Genomic DNA, 22574 nt, shown 5'->3' on the forward strand with positions numbered 1-22574 from the left:
CGGCCGCGGTCGCGGCCTGGGTGTGGGGGTCGGGTGGCCCGGTCGGGGTGACGACTCCTGCTCGGTGTCGCCACCCCGGGTGGGAAGGTGAGTGCTCACGGCTCGCCGTTCGGTGGTGGTGGTGCTCGGGACCGGTCAGCCCAGGGCGTCGACGTCGGACAGGAACTGGTCCCAGGACTTGTCGGGGTCCTGCGAACCGTCGTCGACGCGGAGGATCGCCGCCTGGAACGCCGTCAGGATGTCGGAGTACTTCGGACCCTTGAAGGGCTGCACCGTGATGGCAGCGGCGCGGTCGGCCGTGATCTCACCGATGGGCGCGTCGTTGAAGAACGCGTTCACCGCCTCGTTGACCTCGGGAGAGTCCTGGGCCTCGACCTGGCTGGGGAAGGCCCCCACGGCGGCGAAGGCCTTGGCCTGCTGCTCGGGGGCGGTCAGCCACGCGGCGACCTCGGTGGCCTCGTCCGGGTGGTCGCCCTGCGCGGGGACCGTCAGGAACGATCCGCCCCAGTTGCCGCCACCGCCGGGGAAGACGTTGGCGATGTCCCAGCCCTCGACGCCCTCGGAGTTGCCCTCGACGATGCCCATCATCCAGCCCGGGCAGGCCATCGTGGCGAAGCCGTCGTCCTGGAACTGCGCGGTCCAGTCGTCGCTCCACTGGGGGATCTTCGAGGAGAGCCCGCGCGCCACGTTGTCGGTGACGGTGGCGTAGACGGCCTCGAGGTCGGGGTTCTCGACGTCCACGGTCCCCTCGTCGGTCTCGAAGGGGTTCGCGACCTGGTTGAGCATCGCCTGCGCGAGCCCGCCCGAGGAGTCGTACCACGCGGTGCCGGGCATCGCCTTGACGAACTCGTCACCGGTGGCGAAGTAGTCGTCCCACGTCCCCATCAGGGCCGCGACCTCGTCCCGGTCGGTCGGGAGACCGGCCTTCTTGAACAGGTCGGCGCGGTAGCAGATGCCCTCGGGCCCCACGTCGGTGCCGTAGCCGATCATCTGCCCGTCGGCGTTGGTGCCGGCCTCGGCCTTCCAGTCCAGCCAGCGGCCGTCGAGCTCGGCGTCGGTGAGGTCGACGAAGGCGTCGCTCTCGGCCATGATCGCGGGCATCGCGTCGCCCTCGATCGCCTCGATGTCGGACAGGCCCGAGCCGGCCGCCAGCTTGGTGTAGAGGTTGGCCTTGGCGTCGTCCCAGGTGCCGACCTTGACCTGCTTGATCTTGATGTCGTCGTTGGCCGCGTTCCACTCGTCGATGAGGTCCTCGTAGCCGAACTCGTTGAACGTCGCCACGGTGATCGTCGTGGGCTCCCCCGCGCTCGAGTCGCCGGAGTCGTCGCCGCCGCAGGCGGCCGCGGTCGTCGTGAGGGTGAGCGCCATCAGGGCGCCGGTGACGAGTCGCGCTCGCCGGCTGTTCGGTGTGTGCACCACTGCTCTGCTCCTGCCGTCCTGCGGGACGCCGGACGGGCGTCCGGCTGGGTCATGGACCGGCGTGGAAGTGTGAGAGCGCTTCCATTCGGGTCTGCGCCTCACCATGACATCGGTCACACTTCCTGTCAATGGTCCCCGCAGTAGCGCCTCTTCAAAGTGTGGGAGCGCTTCCACTAGACGCGGCGGCACGGGCGTCGTACCGTGACTGTCACTCCCAGGCCGACCGTGCGCCGGGACGTGGACGAAGGGACGTCTGGCGATGGCATCGGTGCGATTCATGGGGGCCGGACGACGCTATCCGGGGGCGGAGCGACCCGCGGTCGAGGGCCTCGACCTCGAGATCGAGGACGGCGAGTTCATGGTGCTGGTCGGGCCTTCGGGCTGCGGCAAGTCCACCTCCCTGCGGATGCTGGCCGGCCTCGAGGAGTGCACCGAGGGCTCGATCATGATCGGGGACCGCGACGTCACCGACGACGTGCCCAAGGACCGCGACATCGCGATGGTCTTCCAGAACTACGCGCTCTACCCGCACATGAGCGTCGCCGACAACATGGGCTTCGCGCTCAAGGTCGCGCGGGTGGGCAAGCAGGAGCGCGACCAGCGGGTCCGGGAGGCAGCGCGGATCCTCGACCTCGAGGACTACCTCGACCGCAAGCCGAAGGCACTGTCCGGCGGGCAGCGCCAGCGCGTCGCGATGGGCCGCGCGATCGTGCGCCAGCCCGAGGTCTTCCTGATGGACGAGCCGCTATCCAACCTCGACGCCAAGCTCCGGGTCTCGACCCGCACCCAGATCGCCGCGCTGCAGCAGCGGCTCGGCGTCACCACCGTCTACGTCACCCACGACCAGGTCGAGGCGATGACGATGGGCGACCGGGTGGCGGTGCTCAAGGACGGCCTGCTCCAACAGGTCGACACCCCGCTCGCCCTCTACGACCGGCCGGCCAACCTCTTCGTCGCCGGCTTCATCGGCTCCCCCGCGATGAACCTGCTGCCCGCCACGCTCTCCGACGGCGACGCCTGGGTCGGCGACCTGCGGATCCCGCTCGCCCGCGACGTCGCCGCGCGGGCCACGGGAGACGTGACGCTCGGGGTCCGGCCGCACGCGTGGCGGCTGGGATCTCCCTCCGAGCAGGGCTTCGCCGTGACCGTCACGGTCGTGGAGGAGCTCGGCTCCGACGCCTTCCTGTACGCAGTCCCCGACGACCCGTCGCTGTCCGGCGTGATCAGCCAGGCCGTCGTACGCCTCGAGGGGCGGCCGGACCTGGCCAAGGGCGAGCGGGTCACCCTCGTCGTCGACCCGCTCGCCGTGCACGTCTTCGACACGGCGTCGGGCGAGCGGCTGTCGGCCTGAGGGTGGCGGGTCTGACCCGTCTGTCAAAGTCCCCGCCCGGCCGGGGACTTTGTCACTGGATGGGGGTTGCAACCGCCTGACAGTGACAGACTCGCCGACACAGTCCGGGTGTCGTCGGCGTGTCGCACCGCCGGCTCGAGCCCGTCAGCGGAAGGCCAGTGCCCCGTCGTCGATCGGCCCGCGGCGGATCATCCGCATGTCGTGGAAGTAGTTCTGCCGGAGCTTCCACGGCTCGACGTCACCCTGCTTGGGCAGCTGGTCGATGGCCCGCAGCACGTAGCCGGCGGCGAAGTCCATGAACGGCCCCTCCCCCACCGACGGGTCCGGGACGGGCACCGCCGAGCGGAGCCCGCGCGCGTCGAGGTGGGTCAGCAACCGGCAGACGTACTCCCCCACCAGGTCGGCCTTGAGCGTCCACGACGCGTTGGTGTACCCGACCGTGTAGGCGAAGTTGGGGATCCCGCTGAGCATCAGCGCCTTGTAGGCCATCGTGCCGGGCAGCTCGACGCGCGTGCCGTCGACGTCGAAGGTCATCCCGCCGAAGGCCTTGAGCCGCAGACCGGTCGCAGTCACCACGATGTCGGCCTCGAGCTCGCGACCCGACGCCAGCCGGATACCGGCGGGCGTGAAGGTCGAGATCGTGTCGGTGACCACCTCGGCCCGGCCGTCCTTGATCACCCGGAACAGGTCGCCGTCGGGCACCAGGCACAGCCGCTGGTCCCACGGGTCGTACGACGGCTTGAAGTGGGTGTCGACGTCGTACCCCTCGGGCAGCAGCTTGGTGTTGGCCTTGCGGATGACGCCGCGCATCATCGCGGGACGGCGCTGGCTGAGCTGGAAGAGGCCGGTCGAGACGCCGACGTTCTTCCACCGCGTCGCGGCGTACGCCGCCTTCTCGGGCAGGAGCTTCCGTAGCCGCAACGCGACCTTGTCCTCCGCGGGCAGGGGGAGGACGTACGTCGGGGAGCGCTGCAGCATGATCACGTGGCCGGCGCCCGACTCGGCCAGCGCGGGGACGAGCGTGACCGCGGTGGCCCCGGAGCCGATGACCACGACCTTCTTCCCGGTGTAGTCGATGTCCTCGGGCCAGTGCTGCGGGTGGAACACCTGCCCGGAGAAGGACTCCTCGCCGGGGAACGACGGGCGGTAGCCCTGCTCGTAGTCGTAGTAGCCGGTGGTCGCCCACAGGAAGTGACAGGTGATCTCGCTGGTCTCGCCGTCGCCGTGCTGGACGCTGACCGTCCACGTCGCGGTGTCGCTGTCCCAGGACGCCGCGCGGGCGTCGTACCCGTAGCGGATGTGCTCGTCGATGCCGTACTCACGTGCGGTCTCGCGCACGTAGGCGAGGATCGACGGCCCGTCGGCGAGCGCCTTGTCGCCGCGCCACGGCTTGAAGCGGTAGCCGAGGGTGAACATGTCGGAGTCCGAGCGGATGCCCGGGTAGCGGAAGAGGTCCCACGTGCCGCCGCTGGCCGCGCGCCGCTCGAGCACGGCGTACGAGCGGCCGGGGTGCTCGCGGGTGAGCTGGGCGGCGGCCCCGATCCCGGACAGGCCGGCTCCGATGATGAGTACGTCGACGTGGTCGGTCATGGCTCTCCTGTGGCGGAACGGGTCGGACGGCGGACGGGGGGGTTTCAGGGACGGGCGTGCAGCTCGACGAAGCGGGCGAGCAGGCGCACGGGCTCGGTGACCATCGCCTCGCGGGCGGCGGCCTTGAGGGACTCCTGCTCGTGCGGCTCGTAGTAGCCGTGCGCGCTGTAGGCGTCGACCCGGTCGCACAGGGCGACGGCGTCGAGCTCGGGGTGGAACTGGGTGGCGTAGACGTTGCGCCCGATCCGGAAGGCGTGCACCGGGCAGGTGTCGGTCGAGGCGAGCAGCACGGCGCCTTCGGGCAGCCGCGACACCGCCTCCTTGTGGCCGAGGTAGGCGGAGAACACCTCGGGCAGGATCCCGAAGAGCGGGTCCTCGGCCCCCTCGGCGGTCAGCCGGACGGGCAGGGCGCCGATGGGCTCGCCGTACGTCCGGTCGACGATCCCGCCGAAGAGCGTGCCGAGCACCCCGATGCCGTAGCAGGCGCCGAGGTAGGGGAAGTCCGCCTGGACGACGCGGACCGCGAGGTCGCGCAGCTCGGCCTCGACGCGGCGCTGCACCGCCGACTTGCCCTCGTCGGGGTCGGAGACGTTGAAGGGTYCGCCGCCCAGGATGATCCCGGACCAGTCGTCGAGCTCCACCCAGCCGAGGGGCGCCGCCTCGAGACGGACGCGGACCAGCTCGTCGGGGTGCAGTCCTGAGCCGGCGAGGACGGCGTCGTACTCCTGCTGGGCGACGTCGTCCTCCGCGCGGGTGCCGAGGAAGAGGAAGGGGCGCACGCGCTCAGGCCTGGCTCGCGGCGCCGCTGGCCAGCAGCGCGTCGACGTCCTGGATGCCCCATGCGGTGAGTGCCTCGCGGGTGTGCGCGCCGGGCCCACCGGGGGCCATCCCGAGGGTCGCGGGGGTGCGCGAGAAGCGCGGCGCGGGGGCCGGCTGGGTGATCCCCTCCTGCTCGACGAAGGTGCCACGGGCGGCCAGGTGCGGGTGCTGCGGAGCGTCGGCGAGCGGCACGACGGGGGCCACGCAGGCGTCGGTGCCGTCGAAGACGTCGCTCCACTCGGCCTGGGTGCGCTCCTTGAACCTGGTCGTGAGGGCCTCGCGGATCGCCGGGTGGTTGGCCGGATCGTTGCGGTCGGGCAGGTCGACCTCGAGCAGGCGCACCAGCTCGGCGTAGAACTGCGGCTCCAGCGGGCCGACGCTCATGTGCTCACCGTCGGCGGTCTCGTAGAGGTCGTAGTAGGGCGTCCCCCCGTCGAGCAGGCCGGAGCGGCGCTTGCCGCTGTCCAGCCCCAGCGCCGCGAAGGTCCACGCCATCGCGTTGAGGTGGGCGGTGCCGTCCACGATCGCCGCGTCGACGACCTGCCCGCGCCCGCTGGTGCGGGCCTCGAGCAGCGCGGCGAGGACGCCGATGACGAGGTACGTCGAGCCGCCGCCGAAGTCGCCGACCAGGTTGGTCGGGAAGTGCGGGCGGGCCGGGTCCTGGCCGAGGCCGTGGAGGGCGCCGGTGATGGCGACGTAGTTCATGTCGTGGCCGGCCGCGCGGCTCCACGGACCGTCCTGCCCCCACCCGGTCATCCGGCCGTAGACGAGGGCCGGGTTGCGCGCCCAGCAGTCGTCCGGGCCCAGCCCGAGGCGCTCGATGGCGCCGGGGCGCATCCCCTCGACCAGCACGTCGGCCCGCTCGACGAGGTCGAGGACCGTGGCCACCGCGTCGGGGTGCTTGAGGTCCAGGGCGACGCTCGGCCGGCCGCGGGTCAGCACGTCCTTGCGGCCCGCGCCGAACATGTCGCCGCCGGCCCGCTCGACGCGGATCACGTCGGCGCCGAGGTCGGCCAGGATCATGCAGGCGTGCGGCCCGGGGCCGATGCCGGCGATCTCCACGACCCTGACGCCGCGCAGCGGGCCGGTCCCCTGCCCGAGTGTCTCGCTCATCTGCCGATCATGACAGAACTGGTGTCAGCGTCGTGCGCGTCACACCGGGTTGCAACTCGTTGCATAGGTCTGCCACGATCCCCCCGTGGCCCTCGAACACGCGCTCCTCGTCGCCCTGCGCGAGCAGCCCGCGGCCGGCCTCGAGCTCGCGCGGCGCTTCGAGAAGTCGATCGGCTTCTTCTGGCACGCCACCCACCAGCAGATCTACCGCGTCCTCGCCCGCATGGAGGGCGACGGCTGGGTCACCGCCCACACCGTCCCCCAGACCGGCCGACCGGACAAGAAGGTGTACGCCGTCTCGGCCGCCGGCCGTCAGGTGCTCGCCGACTGGCTCGCCGAGCCGGTGGGCACCGAGCCCTTCCGCAGCGAGCTGGCCGTCAAGCTGCGCGGGGCGTCGTACGGCGACCGCGCGACGCTGCTGGGCCACGTCGCCGAGGCGCGCGCCGACCACGAGACCCGGCTGGCGCACTACCGCCAGATGGAGCACGCCTTTCCGGCCGACGCGACCGGCCACCAGCTCGACCAGCTCCTCGTCCTGCGCGGCGGGATCCGGCTCGAGGAGTTCTGGATCGCCTGGCTGACCGACTACCTCGACGCGCACGGTTCCGGGGCCACTGGTTTCGAGGCTGGCTCCGCTCGCACCTCAACCACCGAAGAAGAGGCACTCCGATGACGTCCTACCCCCACCTCCTCCAGCCGATCACCCTGGGCGACCTGACCCTGCGCAACCGCGTGGTCATGGGCTCGATGCACACCGGCCTCGAGGACTACCCGTGGGACATCGACAAGCTGGCGGCGTACTTCGCCGAGCGCGCCCGAGGCGGCGCCGGGCTGATCGTGACCGGCGGCTACGCGCCCAACAAGCGCGGCTGGCTCAAGCCGTTCGCCTCCGAGATGACGACGCGGCTCCAGGCGATCCGGCACCAGCGCGTGACCGGCGCGGTGCACGAGGCGGGCGGCGCGATCGCCATGCAGATCCTGCACGCGGGTCGCTACGGCTACCACCCGTTCTCCGTCGGCGCCTCGACCACCAAGTCGCCCATCACGCCCTTCAGCCCGCGGGCGCTGTCGACCAAGGGTGTCGACAAGACGGTCTCGGACTTCGCCAACGCCGCCCGGCTGGCTCAGAAGGCGGGCTACGACGGCGTCGAGATCATGGGCTCCGAGGGCTACCTGATCAACCAGTTCCTGGCCGCGCGCACCAACGACCGCACCGACCGCTGGGGCGGCAGCGCGACCGACCGGATGCGCTTCCCCGTCGAGATCGTGCAGCGCACGCGCGAGGCCGTCGGCGAGGGCTTCCCGATCATGTACCGGATCTCGCTGCTCGACCTGGTCGAGGGCGGCCAGACGTGGGACGAGGTCGTCGAGCTCGCCGGGCTGCTCGAGGAGGCCGGCGTCACCGTCTTCAACACCGGCATCGGCTGGCACGAGGCGCGGGTGCCCACGATCATCACCCAGGTCCCGCGGGCTGCGTGGGCGGGCGTCACCGCGCGCCTGACCGAGGTCGCGACGGTCCCGGTGTGCGCGTCCAACCGGATCAACACCCCCGAGCTGGGCGAGGAGATCATCGCCTCCGGACAGGCCGACATGGTCTCGATGGCCCGCCCGTTCCTGGCCGACCCGGCCTTCGTCGCCAAGGCGCTCGACGACCGCGCCGACGAGATCAACACCTGCATCGCCTGCAACCAGGCCTGCCTCGACCACACGTTCAGCAACCAGCGCGCGCCCTGCCTGGTCAACCCGCGCGCCTGCCACGAGACCGAGCTGGTGCTGATGCCGACGCGTCGCCCGGCGACCGTCGCCGTCGTGGGTGCCGGCCCGGCCGGCCTGGCCGCCGCGGTCAACGCCGCCGAGCGTGGCTTCTCCACCACCCTCTTCGAGAAGCACGCCGAGCTGGGCGGCCAGTTCCGTCTGGCCATGCAGGTCCCCGGCAAGGAGGACTTCGCCGACACGCTGCGCTACTTCACCCGTCGCCTCGAGGTGCTCGGCGTGGACGTGCGCACCTCGACGGAGGCCACGGCGGCCGACCTCGCGGCGTACGACCACGTCGTCGTCGCCAGCGGGGTCGTCCCGCGCATCCCCGTCATCGAGGGCATCGAGCACCCCAAGGCCGTGTCGTACGCCGAGGTGCTCGACGGCTCGGTGACCGTCGGCACGCGCGTGGCCGTGATCGGTGCCGGCGGCATCGGCGTGGACGTGAGCCACTTCCTCGCCCACGACCCGAGCGACACCGTCGAGGACTGGTACGCCCACTGGGGCGTCGGCGACCCGACCCTGCACCCCGGCGGCCTGACCTCTCCCAAGCCGCGTACGCCGCTGCGCGAGGTCACCCTCGTCCAGCGCAAGGCCACCCCGATCGGCATCGGCCTCGGCAAGACGTCGGGCTGGGCGCACCGCGCGGTGCTCAAGCAGTCGGGCGTCACCCAGGTCATCGGCGCGACCTACGACCGCATCGACGACGCCGGCCTGCACGTCACCGTCGACGGCACCCCGCGCGTGCTCGACGTCGACCACGTCGTCATCTGCGCCGGCCAGGAGTCCGTGCGCGACCTGTACGACGTCCTGGACCACCCGAGCATCCACCTCATCGGTGGTGCCGACGTCGCCGCCGAGCTCGACGCCAAGCGGGCCATCAAGCAGGGCACGGAGGTCGTCGCCGCGCTCTGAGACCCGGTGCCGGGAGACCTCGGCCGACCCCGAAGGCCCCGACCCCGAAGGTCCCGGTCACGACTCACCCGCGGCGACGGACTCGGCGATCCGCTTGATGGCGTCGAGCGTCGTCGGGATGCCGTCGAGGGCCTGCTGGGTGCGGTCGGCGATCTGGTCCTGCGCGCCGTCGCCGAACTTCTCCTCGAACATGGCGATCCCGGCCGGGAGGAACTCCCACGACTCGGTCAGGATCGTCCCGTCGTCCGCCGCGTCGAGGGTGAAGCCCCACCGGACGTAGCGCCCGCCCACCACCCACGCGAACTCCCGACCGGGCTCGGCCGCCACCACTTCCGACCGCGTCTCCCAGGTCCGGTGCGGGAGCTCGTTGCGGCCGGTGAACCACGCACCGACCTGACCGGCCTCGGCCTGGTCGTCCCACCAGCACGCAACGCAGACCGGGCTCCACTCGCCGGTGCGGGTGATGTCGGAGACCAGGGCGTAGAGGGTGTCGGCCGATGCCTCGACCCGGACGGACTCCTGGTGGCGGCGGGTGCTCGTCTCAGTCATGCGTCCACTCTCGCGCACCGGGTCACTTCTTCACGCGTCGGCTACCGCCGCGCCAGTCCTCCTGCTGACCTACCGCGTCGGCGTCGACCCCRAGCGCGGCCAGCTGTGGCCGCTCGCGCAGGCTCCGCTTGAGCTCGGCGAAACCGGGGAAGCGGGCCAGCCCGATCACGTGGTCCCACAGGTCGGCCGCCTCGTCCTCGCGCGGCAGCCGGCTGATCACCGGTCCGAAGAAGGCGACGCCGGCGGGGGGCTCGAAGTGGATGATGGGCGTGCCCACGTCCTTGCCCGTCAGCGCGAGCGCCTCGTCCGTCTCCCGCCGGATCTCGTCGTCCCAGGACTCGTCGTCGAGGGCCTCGGCCAGCTCAGGTGGCAGGCCCGCCTCGACGAGGATCGGCTCCACGAACGCGCGCGTCCCCCGGCGTTCGCGCACCTCGCCCTCGCTGCGGTGGTCGTCCGGGTCCGGAGCGGTGTCGAACATGTGCGCCCCGAACGCGGCGTACAACGGTGCGAGGGACTCGCGGCCGTGCTCCGCGCGTGCCCGGGCGGCCACCCGGAGGAGGCGGAGCCCGGCGGTGTGGCCGGCTTCGTACTCGGGCGGGAAGTGCGCGTCGTAGTCGACCGCCGCGTTGATCATCCGCAACGAGATGAACCGCCACTCCACGGTGTAGTCGCGCTGCGCCTGCACCTGCCGGACCCACTTGCTGGTCATCCAGGCGAACGGGCAGACGGGGTCGAAGTAGAAGTTGATGTCGGCCATGTGTTCACCCTAGGTCGGCACCGTGGTCGCGCTCGCCGCGTCAGGCCCCCAGGGTGTGGGGCGGCACCTGCGGGGCCTCGACCGACGGCTCGACCTCCGCCTCCGGTGCCGCACGCTCGGCACGCTGCTGGGCGGTGAAGGCCGACGTCACGGTCCGCATCGCCTCGCTGAGCTCGCCCGGGATCACGAAGTAGCCGTTGCCGTGCTCGGCGAGGTGGGGAAGCATCTCGAGGTACTTGTAGGCCAGCACCTGGGGGTCGGCGTCGTTGTCGTGGACCGCTTGGAAGACGCGCTCCAGCGCCCTCGCCTCGCCGTCGGCCTCGAGCACCCTCGCCTGCTGGTGGCCCTCCGCCTCGAGGATGAGCTTGGTGCGGGTGCCCTCCGCGGTGAGGATCAGGGACTGCCGGTGCCCCTCGGCCTGGAGGATGACCGCCCGCTTGTCCCGCTCGGCCCGCATCTGCTTCTCCATCGCCTCCTTGATGCTGTGGGGCGGGTCGATGGCCTTGATCTCCACCCGGTTGACCCGGATCCCCCACTTGCCGGTGGCCTCGTCCAGCACCTCGCGCAGCCGGACGTTGATGGTCTCGCGGGAGGTGAGGGTGCTCTCGAGGTCCATCGACCCGATCAGGTTGCGCAGGGTGGTGACGGTGAGCTGGTCGATCGCCTGCAGGTAGTTGGTGACCCCGTACGCCGCCGCCCGCGGGTCGGTGATCTGGTAGTAGAGGACGGTGTCGATGGCGACCACCAGGTTGTCCTCGGTGATCACGGGCTTCGGTTCCGAGGAGTAGACGTGCTCGCGGACGTCGAGCTTGGTGTTGACCCGGTCGACCAGCGGGATGATCAGGTTCAGCCCCGGCTGGAGGGTCCTCTGGTAGCGGCCGAACCGCTCGATGTTGTAGCGCCGGGCCTGCGGCACGATCCGGATGGCCGAGGCCACCAGCAGGGCCACCAGCACGGCCAGGACGGCGATCGGGACCCACAGCTCCATCGCGATCACGCCTCTCGGGGTCGGGGGTCGGGCAGGGGCTCACGCGGGTGCACCAGCGCGGTGGCRCCGTCGATCCCGAAGACGTCGACCCGCACACCGGCCGGGATCACCAGGTCCTCGTCGTACGACCGGGCCGACCAGTCCTCCCCGGAGAGGTGCACCAGCCCGCCGGTGGCACTGACCTCACGGGTGACCAGCGCCGACTGGCCGACCAGTGCGTCACTGCCGTCGAGCGACGGCGGCGGCAGGGCCAGGTGCCGCTTCGCGATCGGGCGGACCGCCAGGAGCGCCACCCCGCCCGTGACGGCGAAGGCGAGGAGCTGGACGGGGACCGACGCCCCGAGGCCGGCCGCCACCGCGGCGACGAGTGCGGCACCCGCCAGCAGGCCGAACGCCAGCGTCAGCGTGAGGATCTCCACCACGCCGAGGACCACAGCGGCTATCAGCCAGAAGTACGACCACATGACCTCGTCCATCCGAGAAGGATGTGGTCCCCATGGTACTGCCGTGGGACCGGATCGACCCCGGTCGGAGGGCCTCCGATCCCGCGGCGATCAGCTCGACGCGCTCCCGCCGGTCGACGCCACCAACCCGTTCTGGATGGCGTAGAGGCTCGCTCCCACGCGGTTGGTGGCGCCGATCTTGGCGTAGGTGTGCTCGACGTGGTTGCGGACCGTCTTCTCGCTGAGGACCAGGCGCGCCGCGATCTCGCGGTTGGACTGGCCACGGGCGACGAGACCGAGGATCTCCGCCTCACGGGCGGTGAGACCGTCGTGGCGACGCGGCCTCGGACGCGCATGCCCGGCCACGGCGAGGACCGCCTCCACGGCGTCGGGGTCGAGGGCCCCACGGCGCACCCGGTCCTCGAGTCGTGCCGCAGCGGCCTGGCTGGAGAGGGCCTCGCGGTACGGCCTGGGCTCCAGCGCCGACTGGTAGGCGACGGCGGCGGCGAGCAGTCGCTCGGGTCGGCCGAGCGCCGGGCCGGACAGACCCAGCGGGTACCCGGATCCGTCGGGGTGCTCGTGGTGCGCGCGGGCGATGGCGGCCACGGGCGCGAGACTGGGGATGCGGGTCAGCACCCGGTCGGTCAGGTAGGGGTGCATCCGCGCCCGCTCCCACTCCGCGCCGGTCAGCGTGGAGGGCTTCGACCAGATCCGGTTGGACACCCCGATCCGGCCGACGTCGTGCAGGTGGCCGGCCCGGCGTACGGCGGTCACCTCCTCGCCCGGGAGTCCGAGGTGGACGGCACCCGCCTCGGCGAGCGCGGCCACGCTGCTGGAGTGGCCGAACATGAACGGGCACTTCAGGTCCACGAAGTCACCGATGGCGGCCAGCAGCGCGTCGAGCTGCGTCTCGTCCAGCCGGGCCTCCGAGTCGGGGGCGATCGACAGGGCCCGGTCCCACGGGTCATCGCCCGCAGCCGCGAAGAGTGCCTCGGCATCGGACATGAACGCGTCGACCACGACCGGGTCGAGGTGGCCGCCCCGCCGGCTCCGGGCCATCGCGACGGCGCCCTGGACGCCGTACATCCGCTGGTGCACCTCGGCCACGTCGGCCAGCTGGGCGACCCGCATCTCGATCGGGATCTCGTCGCCGGACGCACCGGCCGGCAGGCCACCGCCGTCGTACCGCTCGAACGTGTACGTCAGGGCCCCCTCGACCTCCCGGGACAGGCCGATGTGGCGGGCGAGGGCGGCGGCCGAGCTGCAGTGCGAGTGGACCAGGGTGGCGATCTGCCCACGGGCGTCGCGCATCAGCGTGGCCATCACGCGCACCCGCTGGCCCAGCGGCTCGCCGCGCGCGATGTTGCCGAGCAGGAACCGCAGGTAGGGCAGCCCGGACCAGTCGACGAGGTAGGCGTCGCGACGTACCGAGATGTCGTCGCCGAACCAGCGGGCGTACTCCTGCGAGTCCGCGTGACAGCCGATCCACATCAGCAGCGTCGTGTAGTAGACGGTGGCCTTCTGCTCCCGGCTGAGGCCTAGCCGCTCCGCGAGGCCGCAGGCGATGACGGCCGAGCGGAGCATGTGCTCGGCCGGTTGACCCAGTCCGAGGTCGATCGCCACGGACAGCCCCGCGATCACCTCCACCCGCCGGGGCAGCGACGCGGGAGTGGTCATCCGCCCATTCTGGCGCTCGCGGGGCTCACGCGCGGGTCCGTCCTCTCGACCGGGGGCGTGAAGCGTGCCCGGCCGACGAAGAAGATGCCGCGCTGCGGGAGCCACATGTCGCCCAGGTGGGGCTGCTCGTCCAGCTTTCCCGGACGGCCGAGGTCCTCACTGCCGTACGACGCACGCGTGTCGGCGAGGCGCCAGAGCCGCAACGGCGCCGCCCGGAACCGAGGACCGTTGGGCGACGCCCCCTCCAGGCGGATCCGGCCGGCGTGGAGCATGGTCCGAGCCATCGGACCCATCGCCGTGAGCACGGCTCGGCTGTCCCAGCCCACGTCCGGCAGCATGCCGCCCATCGCCGTCAACACCCGGGTCGCGGCGGTCGCGCCCACCTCGACGCGCCAGTGCAGCGACTCCCCGATCGTCACCTCGAGGACGTCCTCGGAGGGCCAGGACACGTCGATGCGGTCCTCGGGGACGACCTCGACCGCCGAAGAGAAGTAGCGCGGACAGCTCATCTCGGGGGCGCGGTTCGTGTGGATCCTCCAGCGGCCCTGCGGGTCGCGGTGCCAGACCGTCCGGTACGCCGGCCCGACCGAGCTGGCCACCATGTCCCGGAGCGCGAGGTAGTGGCCGCTGGCGAAGGGCACGCCCATCACGCCGTAGCCGGTGAATCGTTCGTCGTCGCCATCGGGCAGTCGGGGGTGGGCCTGCAGCACCCGGACGGCCTGGCGTGGGGTTGTGGTTGTCATGCGTCCAGCGTGGCTCGCCGAGGCCCCGGGCGCCTGAGGCATCTGCCTCATCTCCGCACCGCCGCCTGCCGCCCGGGCGGCGTACCGTCACTCGTCGTGGACATCGATGCCGCCGCGGTGCTAGACCGACTCGTCGCCGAGGGCCAGGAACCCGGAGGTGCCGTGGCGGTCGTCCGCAACGGCGTCGTCGAGGTGGACCACTGCGCCGGCACCCGCGACGGGGTCGCGCCGTGGACCCCCGACACCCTCGTGATGACGTACTCCGTCGCCAAGCCCTTCGCCGCCCTCGCCCTCCTCGACGCCGTCRCCGAGGGCCACCTCGCCCTGGACCGGACGGTGGCCTCGGTCTGGCCCGGGTACGGGCGCTCCGGCAAGGAGTCCACGACCCTGCGACACCTGCTCTCCCACCGGGCGGGTCTGCCGGCGTTCCCGGAGGCGGCGCGGGACGTGGAGTACGACGACCGCGAGGCGTTGGTCGACCTCCTCGCCGCCGCGGTCCCGATCCACCCGCCGGGGACAGGGGTCGCCGAGCACGCCTTGACCTACGGCCACCTGCTCGACGAGGTGCTGCGCCGTGCGACCGGCGAGGCCCTGCACGAGCGGTTCGCCCGGATCGCCGCCGCCGCCGGCTGGGACCTGCACCTGCGGGTCGCGGACCACGACCTGCCCCGCGTGGCGACTGTCGTGGAGGCGACCGAGGGGTGGCGAGCGGCCTACCTCGAGGACCCACGCTGGGGCCCGGCGCTGGGCCGGCCGGCCGGCCTGTTGGACCCGGAGGTGCTCAACTCCGCCCGCTTCCGGCGTACGCCGTTCCCCGCCGTGGCCCTGCACGCCACCGCCCTCGCGCTCGCGTCCTTCTACGACGACGTCATCAGGCCCGAGGGGCTCGTGGCCACGCGCCTCGGCCGCGACCTGTGGCGTGCGTACGTCGAGCCCGCCGCCACCGGGCACGACCTGGTGCTCGACAGGTCCGTCACCTGGACCCTCGGCTTCCAGGTCGACGAGGAGGACGGCCGGGTCGAGCTCGGCATGGGTGGCGCCGGCGGCTGCTCCGCGTGGGCCGAACCCGCGGCGGGCTGTGGCGCGGCGTACGTGACCCGGGGCCTGGGCAACCACGACCGCGGCGACGCCGTGTGGCGGGCCGTCGCCGCGGCCTTCACTCCGGGTCCCGCCTAGGCCCGGGTCACCCGAGGGCCCCTGGGTTCCCGAGCAGCTCGGCCGCGGCCGCGCGCTCGATCCAGGCGGCGTACTCGGCGAGCGTCCAGCCCTGCTCGCGCACCAGGGTGCGATGGACGGCGGGGTCCATGAGCACCAAGGCGGCCGCCACGGCCCGCTCCGGGGTCAGGCCCGGCCGGAGGCCGTCCATCGCCGCGAGACGGGCGACGAAGTACCCCGCGCCACCCAGCCTGCTGCGTTCGGACACGGCGTGGACGTCGGCGGCCTCCGGGTCGGCGTCCGCGGCGGCCACGAGTACCTCGGCCAGCGGTGCCGCTCGCGCCTCCAGCTCGGCCACGAACAGCGACCAGCGGGCCACCAGCTCACGCGGATCGGTCAACCGCTCCATCTCGGCGATGACCGGTCGCTCGACCATCGGCACCGGCTCGTCGTCCCCGACCAGGGCCCAGTCCAGGGCGATCTTCAGCAGCGTCGCCTTGCCCCCGACCGAGGTGAACACGGTCTTGCGGCTCACCCCTGCACGAGCAGCCACGGCGTCGATGGTCGTCCGCGCCCAGCCCACCTCGACGAAGAGGTCGCGGGCCGCGGCGACGACCGACCGTCGGGTGGCGCGCGCCTGCTCCTCACGAAGCTCGGACCGGTACGGACGACGTTCGTCGGACACCTTGACACCTTACGCCTTGTGGGGTGACTGTGAGTGTAATGAATTTACTACCAGTGTACTGGAGGCCGTCATGCGGATACTCGTCGTGGGATCGGGTCCGACCGGACTGCTGATCGGGGCGACCCTTGCCCAGCGAGGTCACCGGGTCCTCTCGGTCGACCGGGACCCCGGTCCGGCCGGGGACGTGTGGGCCCGTCGGGGCGTCATGCAGTTCGAGCACGCGCACGGCTTCCGACCCCAGGTCCCGATGGTCCTCCGCGACGAATGGCCCGAGGCCTTCGACAGCTGGCTGGCCCTCGGCGCCCAGCCCATCGACGTACCGGACCCCGGCGCACCGCCCCCGCCGGCCCTTCTGCTCTCCCGTCGGTCGACCTTCGAGCGAGCCCTGCGTCTCGCCGCGCAGGCGCAGCCGGGGCTCACCCTGCGCACGGGCCACGTCGACGGACTCGTCGTCGACCGAGGCCGCGACGTCGGCGCCCGGGTCGACGGCTCCTTCGTGGAGGCCGATCTCGTCGTGGACGCCTCGGGCCGCTCCGGACGACTGGGCAGGACGTCGGAGGGCGATCCCGACCTCGACGGCGACTGCGGCCTCGCGTACGTCGACCGCGCCTACCGGTTGCACCAGGGTGCGGAGCCCGGCCCACTGACGAGCCCGATGGCGTACGTCGCCGAGCTCGACGGCTACCAGTGCCTGGTCTTCCTGCACGAGGCCGGACACTTCTCGGTCGTGCTCGTGCGCCCCACGCAGGACGCCGCGCTCAAGGGGCTGCGGGTCGAGACTGCCTTCGACGCCGCACTGCGAGCCATCCCCGCACTCGCAGAGTGGACCGAGCCCGACCGCGCGCACCCCACCTCGGGGGTGCTCGTCGGCGGAGCGCTGCGCAACGTCTATCGCCGCCAGGCCGGCACGCCGGGACTGGTCGCGGTCGGCGACGCGGTCGCGACCACGACGCCGACCCGGGGACGCGGCATCGCCATGGCCTTCACGCAGGTCAGCGCACTGCTGGCCCTCCTGGACGGGGGCGCCGACCCGGTCACCGTGGCCGAGCCGTTCGGCGCCTGGTGCCAGGCCAACGTCGAGCCGTGGGTGGCCGACCACATCGCGATCGACGGGGGGATGGTGCGGCGCTGGCAGGGCGAGGACCTCGACCTCAGCACGCCGCTCACCTCCGACCTCATCGCCGCGGCGGTCGACGCCGACCCGAGGATCGGGCCGTACGCCGGGGGGTACTTCGCGATGACGGCACTGCCCGAGACGCTGCGGCCGGCAGAGCCCCTGGCGCGCGCGGTCTACGAGGGCGGCTGGCGGTCGCCGTACGCACCGGGCCCGACGCGCGCGGAGCTCGTGGACATCATCGACAGGACGGCGCGCGCCGCCTGATCTCAGGCTCGCCCACGCCTCACGGGCTCAGTGGTGGCCGGGGAGCAACGGCAGCAGGATCTCGAGCAGGGCCTGCTCGGTCTGCTGGGGCGAGAGGTGACCGTCGAAGCGGAGGATGCGCCAGGTCGTGGCGTCGCACAGGGCGACGACCTGGGCCAGCCTGCGCGTCCGGGTCGCGACGTCCAGGCCCTCCCCCACGGCGTCGGCGAACGCCTCGCGGCACCACCCGACGTGGAAGTCGCGACCGCGCGCGGCGAGCTCGGGCACCCCGGGCGCCTGGTGGGCCTCGGCGTACATCTTGAGGATGAGGGCGCCGTGGTCCTCGTAGTAGCCGACCAGGGCGCGCACCGTGCTCTGCGGGCTCTCCCCCAGCGCGGCCGCGCGGTCGGCGGCGAGACGGACGAGCTCGCGCTCGACGGTGGCGGCGAGGAGCCCGTGCTTGCTGCCGAAGCGGCGGATCACGGTCTGCACCGTGACCCCGGCATCCGCGGCGACATCCTCGAGCCGGATGCGGTCGTAGGGCACGTCGGCGTACCGGCTCAGCATCGCATCGATGATCCGCTCGCCGGTGCGCTCGGCCGCGTCGGCGCGCGCCGTCATCCGGTACGTCCGGGGGGCCTTGCTTTCCATGACATCCACGCTAACATCAATATTCATGTGAGTGAGACTCACCTCGAATCCAGTCAGGAGCACGACCGTGAACGAACGCCTCCCCGAGAGCACGACCCTCGTCCCCACCAGGCTCGGGCGACTGCACGTCCGCACGATCGGGGACGGTGGCGCGCCGACGGTGCTGTGGTCGTCGATGTTCGTCGACAGCCACACCTGGGACCCGGTGCTGCCGTTGCTCCCGGCGGGCCGCCGCTACGTGCTGGTCGATCCGCCCGGACTGGGACGCAGCGAGGCGCTGCACCGGGCCAGTGACATCGCCGGCGCGGCCGACGCAGCCATGGACCTGCTCGACCGGCTCGGCGTGGACGCTCCGGTCGACTGGCTGGGCAACGCGTTCGGGGGGCATGTCGGCCTGAAGCTCGGCACCCGGTCCGGCGTGCTCCGCAGCCTGGTCGCCATCAGCTCCCCGACCGAGCCGATCGCCCCGGCGCTTCGCCGGCAGATCAACCTGCTGCTGCCGATCCTCAGGACGGCCGGGCCGATCGGTCCCGTGCGCTCGGCGGTCGTCGCGGCGATGCTCACCGACACCTCGGCCGACCGCGAGCCGGTCCGGCGGGTCGTCGAGGAGTCGCTGGCGCGCCCGGGCCGGCGCAGCATGGCCCTCGCGGTCCGCTCCTTCATCCTCAACCGGGTCGACGTCACCGCGGAGCTCGCGGCCCTTGCCGTGCCGAGCCTCTTCGTCGCCTCCGACGACCGTGGGGACTGGAGCCCCGAGGACGCCGCGTCGGCGGCCGCGCTCGCGCCCGACGCCGAGGTGGTCACGATCGAGGCCGCCCGCACCCTGGYCCCCCTCGAGCAGCCGGAGGCGCTCGCCTCCCACGTCGTTCGCTTCTGGGGCCGGCTGGGCTGAGCGGTCACCGCGTCGGCGGGGGCGGGCGTCCGTGCGCCCGCAGCTCCACGGCAGTGTCCGCCAGGTCGGACCACGGTCCCGGCAGGTCGATGACGACCAGTGCGGACGTCGGCATCGGCAGGCTGCGATCCGTCAGGATCACCGCCAGGTCCTCGATCCCGGGGTTGTGGCCGACCAGGACGAGGGTCGCCACATCCTCGGACACCTCGCGCAGGACGTCGATGAGCGAGCCTGCCGAGCCGCCGTACACGCGCTCGTCCTCCCGGACCGGCGGCGCGGCCTCGAGCTCCGCGGCCGCGAGCCGCCAGGTCTCTCGGGTACGTGTCGCCGGCGAGACGATGGCCAGGTCGATGGAGCCGAGGTTGTCGGCGAGCCATCGGCCGGCATCAGGGGCCTGACGCCGGCCCCGTCGCGCCAGCGGTCGCAGGTGGTCGGGCTCGTCGCCGGACCAGTCCGACTTGCCGTGGCGGAGCAGGACGAGCGTGCTCACGTGCCCTGCTCAGAAGCCCATGTCGAAGCCGCCGTCGAAGCCCCCGCCGTCGAACCCGCCGCCGTCGAAGCCCCCACCATCGCCGCCCCCGTCGAACCCGCCGCCGTCGCCGCCGCCATCCCCGCCGTCGCCGCCGTCGCCACCATCGCCACCGTCGCCGTCGTAGCCATCGCCACCGTCGTAGCCGCCATCGAACCCGCCGAACATCATGCCGCCCATGAACATCCACGTCATGGGGCCGAAGGCGCCGAAGTAGCCCATCGCGTACGGCTCGTAGGCGCGGCCGCCCTGCCAGTAGGGGACCCGCTGCGCTCCGACCATCACCTTGCGGATGTCGGGCTCGGCACCGGCGCGCACCCGCTCCACGTCGAGGGCGCACGCGGGTACGTCGCGCTGGGCACCGTCCGGCGGGACGAAGGGGACGTCCGCCACCGAGGGCCCGTGGCGCGGGTCGAAGAAGCAGGGCGGCCGCCGGGTCGGCAGCGCCTCGCCGGCGACGCGGGCGCGGACGCACGCGACGGCGTACCGGCCGTCCTCGACGATCTCGGTGATGTGTCGGATGTCGTCGGGCCGCGTGATCGAGTCGCCGGCGAGCTTGGCCGACTCGTAGGCGTCGAGCGCACGCTGGTAGTCGGCGTTGGCGCCGGCGTCGAGCTCATGACCACTCATCTCGAGGTCGAGCTGCTGGAGGTCCACACCGAACGCGGTGATGTCCTCGAAGGCGAGCTTCCGCACCGGCGCGATCTCGTCCTCGCGCCGGGCGAGCTCGCGCTCCTTGTTGCGGCGCGACGCACCGACGGCGACGGCTCCCAGCACCGCCAGGACCAGGATCAGCAGGAGGTACCCCATGTCGGCAGCCTACGTCCGGCCTGGAGACCAGGCTGCTGGTCCGGCTGCTCGATCGACGTCAGGCATCAGGCGTCTGCACCGGTACGACGACCTCGTTGTGCCGCAGGAACCACGGCGTCCACGGTGGGTCGAAGCGCGCGAACCGCAGCGGCCCGTCGACCTGAAGACCGGCCCCCTCCAGCGCCGCCATGAGGCGTTGCGCGTGCTCGACGTACCGCGCCTGGGACCACCGACCGGAGAACCTGAGCGCGGCGGCGGTCTGCTCGGGGATCGCCCGCACCCGGACGTCACCGTCCGTCGGCGCCGGAGCGCCCTCCAGGTCGAAACCGGCGGGCATCACGAACCTGACGGCATAGCCTCCGACCGCGCCCTCCACCGCCTCCTGGACGACCGGGGCCGTCATGGCCACCTTGCGGGACTGGGTGTTGCGGCCGCCGATGTAGCCGACCAGCCGACGGAACGACGCGTTGCCGGCCCCCTCGAACGACCCCGTCACCCGCGTCTCGGCGACGACGTGGTCGGGATAGCGCCTCAGCTCGAAGTCGGGGTACTCCTTCACGACGTCGTACGGCTGCTCCTCGGTCATGTCCTCAATGTTGCGCGTGCCCTGGGAGCCCGGAAGTGCCGGAGGTCCCCGGCCACCACCTGGACCGCTGAGAGGCTGGACTTCTCAGGATGCACGTGGTGAATCCTTCAACGGTCCCTCAGGAGCGCTTGGTTGAGTTCTCTCCGGCGGTGGTCCGACGTATCCCCCGTAACACGGCGGGCCATCGTCCACCACCCCTCCATCAGTCGGCGGCGTCCGTCACGGCGGCCGCGTCGGAGGGGATGTCCTCCTTGCGAGCGTTGATGAGGACGATCGACACGAGCAGGGCGACGGCGAAGAGGGCGGCGCCCCAGTAGAACGCCACCTGGTAGCCGTGGATGAACGCGAGAGGCAGGATCTGCTGCCCCTGCTCGGGGCTGGCCGGTGGGTTGTCGGTGAAGTACGCCGTCACAGCACCGGCGAAGATCGTGTTCAGAAGCGCCGTGCCGAGCGAGCCGCCGATCTGCTGGGAGGTGTTGAGCACGGCGGAGGCGACGCCGGCGTCGTGGCTGCCCACCCCGACCAGTGACGTGCTGGCTGCGGGAATGAACACGCCGGCCAGTCCCACCGACATGATCACCATGGCCGGGAAGACCAGCGCCCAGTAGGACGAGTCCTGGTCGATGCGGGTCAGCAGCAGCATGCCGCCGACGGCCAAGGTGAGTCCCGGGACCATCAGCGCTTTCGGGCCGAGTCGAGGGAGCAGCTGGGACACGACCCCTGCAGACAGGATGATGCCGAGGCTGAACGGCAGGAAGGCGAAGCCGGCCTCGAGGGGGGTGTAGCCGAGGTTGATCTGGAAGTAGTAGGTGAGGAACAGGAACATGGCGAAGAGCCCGGCGCCCACCAGCAGGAACACCAGGAACGATCCACCGCGGTTGCGGTCCAGGACGACGCGCAGCGGCAGCAGCGGGTTGCGGGCCCGTCGCTCCCACATCACGAATGCGACCAGCAGGACCACCGCGACGATCAGGAAGGTCAACGTGCTCGGATCGAGCCAGCCCTTCACCTCGGTCGACGTCGGATCGTCAGGGTGCTCGGCGCGGGCGGCCGCGGTGAAACCGTAGACGAGGCAGAACAGGCCGGTCGTGGCCAGCAGGAGCCCCGGCACGTCGTACCTGGTGTCGCCGTGAGCTTTGCTCTCGTGGACCAGGGGGACGGCCGCGACAGCGACGATCAGGGCCACGGGCACGTTGACCCCCAGGCACCAGCGCCAGGATGCGTACTCCGTCAGCACGCCACCGACGATCAGGCCGATCGCGGCCCCGCCGCCCGCGAGCGCCCCGAACACCCCGAAGGCCTTGGCCCGCTCCTTCGGCTCCGTGAACGTGACGGTCACGATGGACAGGGCGGCAGGCGCCATCAGCGCCGCGAAGGCTCCCTGGAGGGCGCGGGCAGCGAACAGCAGCTCTTGGTTGGGTGCGAGTCCACCCAGCGCGGACGCTCCGGCGAACCCGAGAAGGCCGATGATGAAGGTGCGCTTGCGCCCGGTGTAGTCGGCGATCCGGCCACCCAGCAGGAGCAGTGCGCCGAAGGCCAAGGTGTAGGCCGTGACCATCCATTGCCGGTCCGCGTTGCTGATGTCCAGGTCCGCCTGCGCCGACGGGAGAGCGATGTTCACGATCGAGGCGTCCAGGATGATCATGAGCTGGGCGGCCGCCAGGACCGTCAGCGCCCACCAGCGACCCGGGTCGGGTCCGTCACCGTCCGACGGGCTCTCGCGGAAGCGTTCAGGGCGGTCGCTCACGACGGATCCTCACTTCACGATCTGGCCCGGTGCGTCGCGT

22 protein-coding genes are annotated in these 22574 nt (G+C 72.0%); 6 read left to right on the forward strand and 16 right to left on the reverse strand.

The features are described 5' to 3' along the window. Positions 1-135: 135 nt before the first annotated feature. Complete coding sequence (locus tag AC1DQF_RS05875; protein WP_477524275.1) at positions 136-1419, reverse strand: ABC transporter substrate-binding protein; 1284 nt, start codon at positions 1417-1419, stop codon at positions 136-138. 259 nt (positions 1420-1678) lie between these two features. Here AC1DQF_RS05875 and AC1DQF_RS05880 point away from each other — a divergent pair, with 259 nt between their 5' ends. After that, positions 1679-2770: an ABC transporter ATP-binding protein gene (locus AC1DQF_RS05880; RefSeq protein ID WP_477524276.1), complete on the forward strand. Its 1092-nt coding sequence runs from the start codon at positions 1679-1681 to the stop codon at positions 2768-2770. Between the two features lie 144 nt (positions 2771-2914). Here the strand turns inward: AC1DQF_RS05880 and AC1DQF_RS05885 are convergent, their stop codons facing one another. Genes AC1DQF_RS05885 through AC1DQF_RS05895 form a run of 3 tightly spaced genes read right to left on the reverse strand, consistent with a single transcriptional unit; the run spans position 2915 to position 6292 of the window. Next, positions 2915-4360, reverse strand: a complete 1446-nt coding sequence (locus tag AC1DQF_RS05885) for a flavin-containing monooxygenase (RefSeq protein WP_477524277.1) — start codon at positions 4358-4360, stop codon at positions 2915-2917. Positions 4361-4404: 44 nt separating this feature from the next. After that, entirely contained in the window at positions 4405-5139 is a 735-nt protein-coding gene (locus AC1DQF_RS05890; protein ID WP_477524278.1) for a glutamine amidotransferase, read from the reverse strand. Between the two features lie 4 nt (positions 5140-5143). Further along, positions 5144-6292, reverse strand: coding sequence for a CaiB/BaiF CoA transferase family protein (locus tag AC1DQF_RS05895; RefSeq protein ID WP_477524279.1), 1149 nt, complete (start codon positions 6290-6292; stop codon positions 5144-5146). Positions 6293-6377: 85 nt separating this feature from the next. Here AC1DQF_RS05895 and AC1DQF_RS05900 point away from each other — a divergent pair, with 85 nt between their 5' ends. Further along, positions 6378-6965, forward strand: coding sequence for a PadR family transcriptional regulator (locus tag AC1DQF_RS05900; RefSeq protein ID WP_477524280.1), 588 nt, complete (start codon positions 6378-6380; stop codon positions 6963-6965). Further along, entirely contained in the window at positions 6962-8962 is a 2001-nt protein-coding gene (locus tag AC1DQF_RS05905; RefSeq protein ID WP_477524281.1) for an oxidoreductase, read from the forward strand. The genes AC1DQF_RS05900 and AC1DQF_RS05905 overlap by 4 nt, the downstream gene beginning before the upstream one ends. 57 nt (positions 8963-9019) lie before the next feature. Here the strand turns inward: AC1DQF_RS05905 and AC1DQF_RS05910 are convergent, their stop codons facing one another. From AC1DQF_RS05910 to AC1DQF_RS05935, 6 genes are all read right to left on the reverse strand, one after another. Next, on the reverse strand, positions 9020-9511 hold the full coding sequence (locus AC1DQF_RS05910) for an SRPBCC family protein (RefSeq protein WP_477524282.1): 492 nt from the start codon (positions 9509-9511) through the stop codon (positions 9020-9022). 22 nt (positions 9512-9533) lie between these two features. Further along, positions 9534-10268: a mycothiol-dependent nitroreductase Rv2466c family protein gene (locus AC1DQF_RS05915; protein WP_477524283.1), complete on the reverse strand. Its 735-nt coding sequence runs from the start codon at positions 10266-10268 to the stop codon at positions 9534-9536. A gap of 40 nt (positions 10269-10308) precedes the next feature. Beyond that, positions 10309-11256, reverse strand: a complete 948-nt coding sequence (locus AC1DQF_RS05920) for an SPFH domain-containing protein (RefSeq protein WP_477524284.1) — start codon at positions 11254-11256, stop codon at positions 10309-10311. A gap of 5 nt (positions 11257-11261) precedes the next feature. Beyond that, positions 11262-11732, reverse strand: coding sequence for an NfeD family protein (locus AC1DQF_RS05925; protein WP_477524285.1), 471 nt, complete (start codon positions 11730-11732; stop codon positions 11262-11264). Positions 11733-11810: 78 nt separating this feature from the next. Next, on the reverse strand, positions 11811-13376 hold the full coding sequence (locus AC1DQF_RS05930; protein WP_477524286.1) for an HD domain-containing phosphohydrolase: 1566 nt from the start codon (positions 13374-13376) through the stop codon (positions 11811-11813). Then, entirely contained in the window at positions 13373-14119 is a 747-nt protein-coding gene (locus tag AC1DQF_RS05935) for a hypothetical protein (RefSeq protein ID WP_477524287.1), read from the reverse strand. The genes AC1DQF_RS05930 and AC1DQF_RS05935 overlap by 4 nt, the downstream gene beginning before the upstream one ends. Positions 14120-14215: 96 nt before the next feature. Here AC1DQF_RS05935 and AC1DQF_RS05940 point away from each other — a divergent pair, with 96 nt between their 5' ends. Then, complete coding sequence (locus AC1DQF_RS05940; protein WP_477524288.1) at positions 14216-15295, forward strand: serine hydrolase domain-containing protein; 1080 nt, start codon at positions 14216-14218, stop codon at positions 15293-15295. 7 nt (positions 15296-15302) lie between these two features. Here the strand turns inward: AC1DQF_RS05940 and AC1DQF_RS05945 are convergent, their stop codons facing one another. Then, positions 15303-15959 (reverse strand): TetR/AcrR family transcriptional regulator, encoded by a 657-nt coding sequence (locus AC1DQF_RS05945; protein ID WP_477524289.1) that lies wholly within the window; start codon positions 15957-15959, stop codon positions 15303-15305. 70 nt (positions 15960-16029) lie between these two features. On the opposite strand from AC1DQF_RS05945, the gene AC1DQF_RS05950 reads away from it, so the two are divergent. Beyond that, complete coding sequence (locus AC1DQF_RS05950; RefSeq protein WP_477524290.1) at positions 16030-17340, forward strand: tryptophan 7-halogenase; 1311 nt, start codon at positions 16030-16032, stop codon at positions 17338-17340. 27 nt (positions 17341-17367) lie between these two features. On the opposite strand, the gene AC1DQF_RS05955 is transcribed toward AC1DQF_RS05950, so the two are convergent. Next, on the reverse strand, positions 17368-17970 hold the full coding sequence (locus AC1DQF_RS05955; protein WP_477524291.1) for a TetR/AcrR family transcriptional regulator: 603 nt from the start codon (positions 17968-17970) through the stop codon (positions 17368-17370). 67 nt (positions 17971-18037) lie between these two features. Between AC1DQF_RS05955 and AC1DQF_RS05960 the strand changes: the two genes are divergently transcribed. Beyond that, positions 18038-18862: an alpha/beta fold hydrolase gene (locus AC1DQF_RS05960; protein ID WP_477524292.1), complete on the forward strand. Its 825-nt coding sequence runs from the start codon at positions 18038-18040 to the stop codon at positions 18860-18862. A gap of 4 nt (positions 18863-18866) precedes the next feature. On the opposite strand, the gene AC1DQF_RS05965 is transcribed toward AC1DQF_RS05960, so the two are convergent. The 4 genes from AC1DQF_RS05965 to AC1DQF_RS05980 form a co-directional block, all read right to left on the reverse strand. Next, complete coding sequence (locus AC1DQF_RS05965; protein WP_477524293.1) at positions 18867-19352, reverse strand: SixA phosphatase family protein; 486 nt, start codon at positions 19350-19352, stop codon at positions 18867-18869. 9 nt (positions 19353-19361) lie between these two features. After that, the gene (locus AC1DQF_RS05970) at positions 19362-20201 is read right to left on the reverse strand and encodes a hypothetical protein (RefSeq protein WP_477524294.1); all 840 of its coding nucleotides are present in this window, start codon (positions 20199-20201) and stop codon (positions 19362-19364) included. Positions 20202-20259: 58 nt separating this feature from the next. After that, on the reverse strand, positions 20260-20787 hold the full coding sequence (locus AC1DQF_RS05975; RefSeq protein WP_477524295.1) for an SOUL family heme-binding protein: 528 nt from the start codon (positions 20785-20787) through the stop codon (positions 20260-20262). Between the two features lie 202 nt (positions 20788-20989). Further along, entirely contained in the window at positions 20990-22534 is a 1545-nt protein-coding gene (locus tag AC1DQF_RS05980; RefSeq protein WP_477524296.1) for an MFS transporter, read from the reverse strand. Between the last annotated feature and the right edge of the window lie 40 nt (positions 22535-22574).

It is taken from the genome of Nocardioides sp. P4_G4, from assembly GCF_056401085.1.

Excerpts from the sequence above, each read along its gene's own strand:
- AC1DQF_RS05880 (WP_477524276.1), top strand. The coding sequence starts at position 1,679 with ATGGCATCGGTGCGATTCATGGGGGCCGGACGACGCTATCCGGGGGCG.
- AC1DQF_RS05885 (WP_477524277.1), bottom strand. The coding sequence starts at position 4,360 with ATGACCGACCACGTCGACGTACTCATCATCGGAGCCGGCCTGTCCGGG.
- AC1DQF_RS05895 (WP_477524279.1), bottom strand. The coding sequence starts at position 6,292 with ATGAGCGAGACACTCGGGCAGGGGACCGGCCCGCTGCGCGGCGTCAGG.
- AC1DQF_RS05905 (WP_477524281.1), top strand. The coding sequence starts at position 6,962 with ATGACGTCCTACCCCCACCTCCTCCAGCCGATCACCCTGGGCGACCTG.
- AC1DQF_RS05910 (WP_477524282.1), bottom strand. The coding sequence starts at position 9,511 with ATGACTGAGACGAGCACCCGCCGCCACCAGGAGTCCGTCCGGGTCGAG.
- AC1DQF_RS05920 (WP_477524284.1), bottom strand. The coding sequence starts at position 11,256 with ATGGAGCTGTGGGTCCCGATCGCCGTCCTGGCCGTGCTGGTGGCCCTG.
- AC1DQF_RS05930 (WP_477524286.1), bottom strand. The coding sequence starts at position 13,376 with ATGACCACTCCCGCGTCGCTGCCCCGGCGGGTGGAGGTGATCGCGGGG.
- AC1DQF_RS05935 (WP_477524287.1), bottom strand. The coding sequence starts at position 14,119 with ATGACAACCACAACCCCACGCCAGGCCGTCCGGGTGCTGCAGGCCCAC.
- AC1DQF_RS05950 (WP_477524290.1), top strand. The coding sequence starts at position 16,030 with ATGCGGATACTCGTCGTGGGATCGGGTCCGACCGGACTGCTGATCGGG.
- AC1DQF_RS05955 (WP_477524291.1), bottom strand. The coding sequence starts at position 17,970 with ATGGAAAGCAAGGCCCCCCGGACGTACCGGATGACGGCGCGCGCCGAC.
- AC1DQF_RS05970 (WP_477524294.1), bottom strand. The coding sequence starts at position 20,201 with ATGGGGTACCTCCTGCTGATCCTGGTCCTGGCGGTGCTGGGAGCCGTC.
- AC1DQF_RS05975 (WP_477524295.1), bottom strand. The coding sequence starts at position 20,787 with ATGACCGAGGAGCAGCCGTACGACGTCGTGAAGGAGTACCCCGACTTC.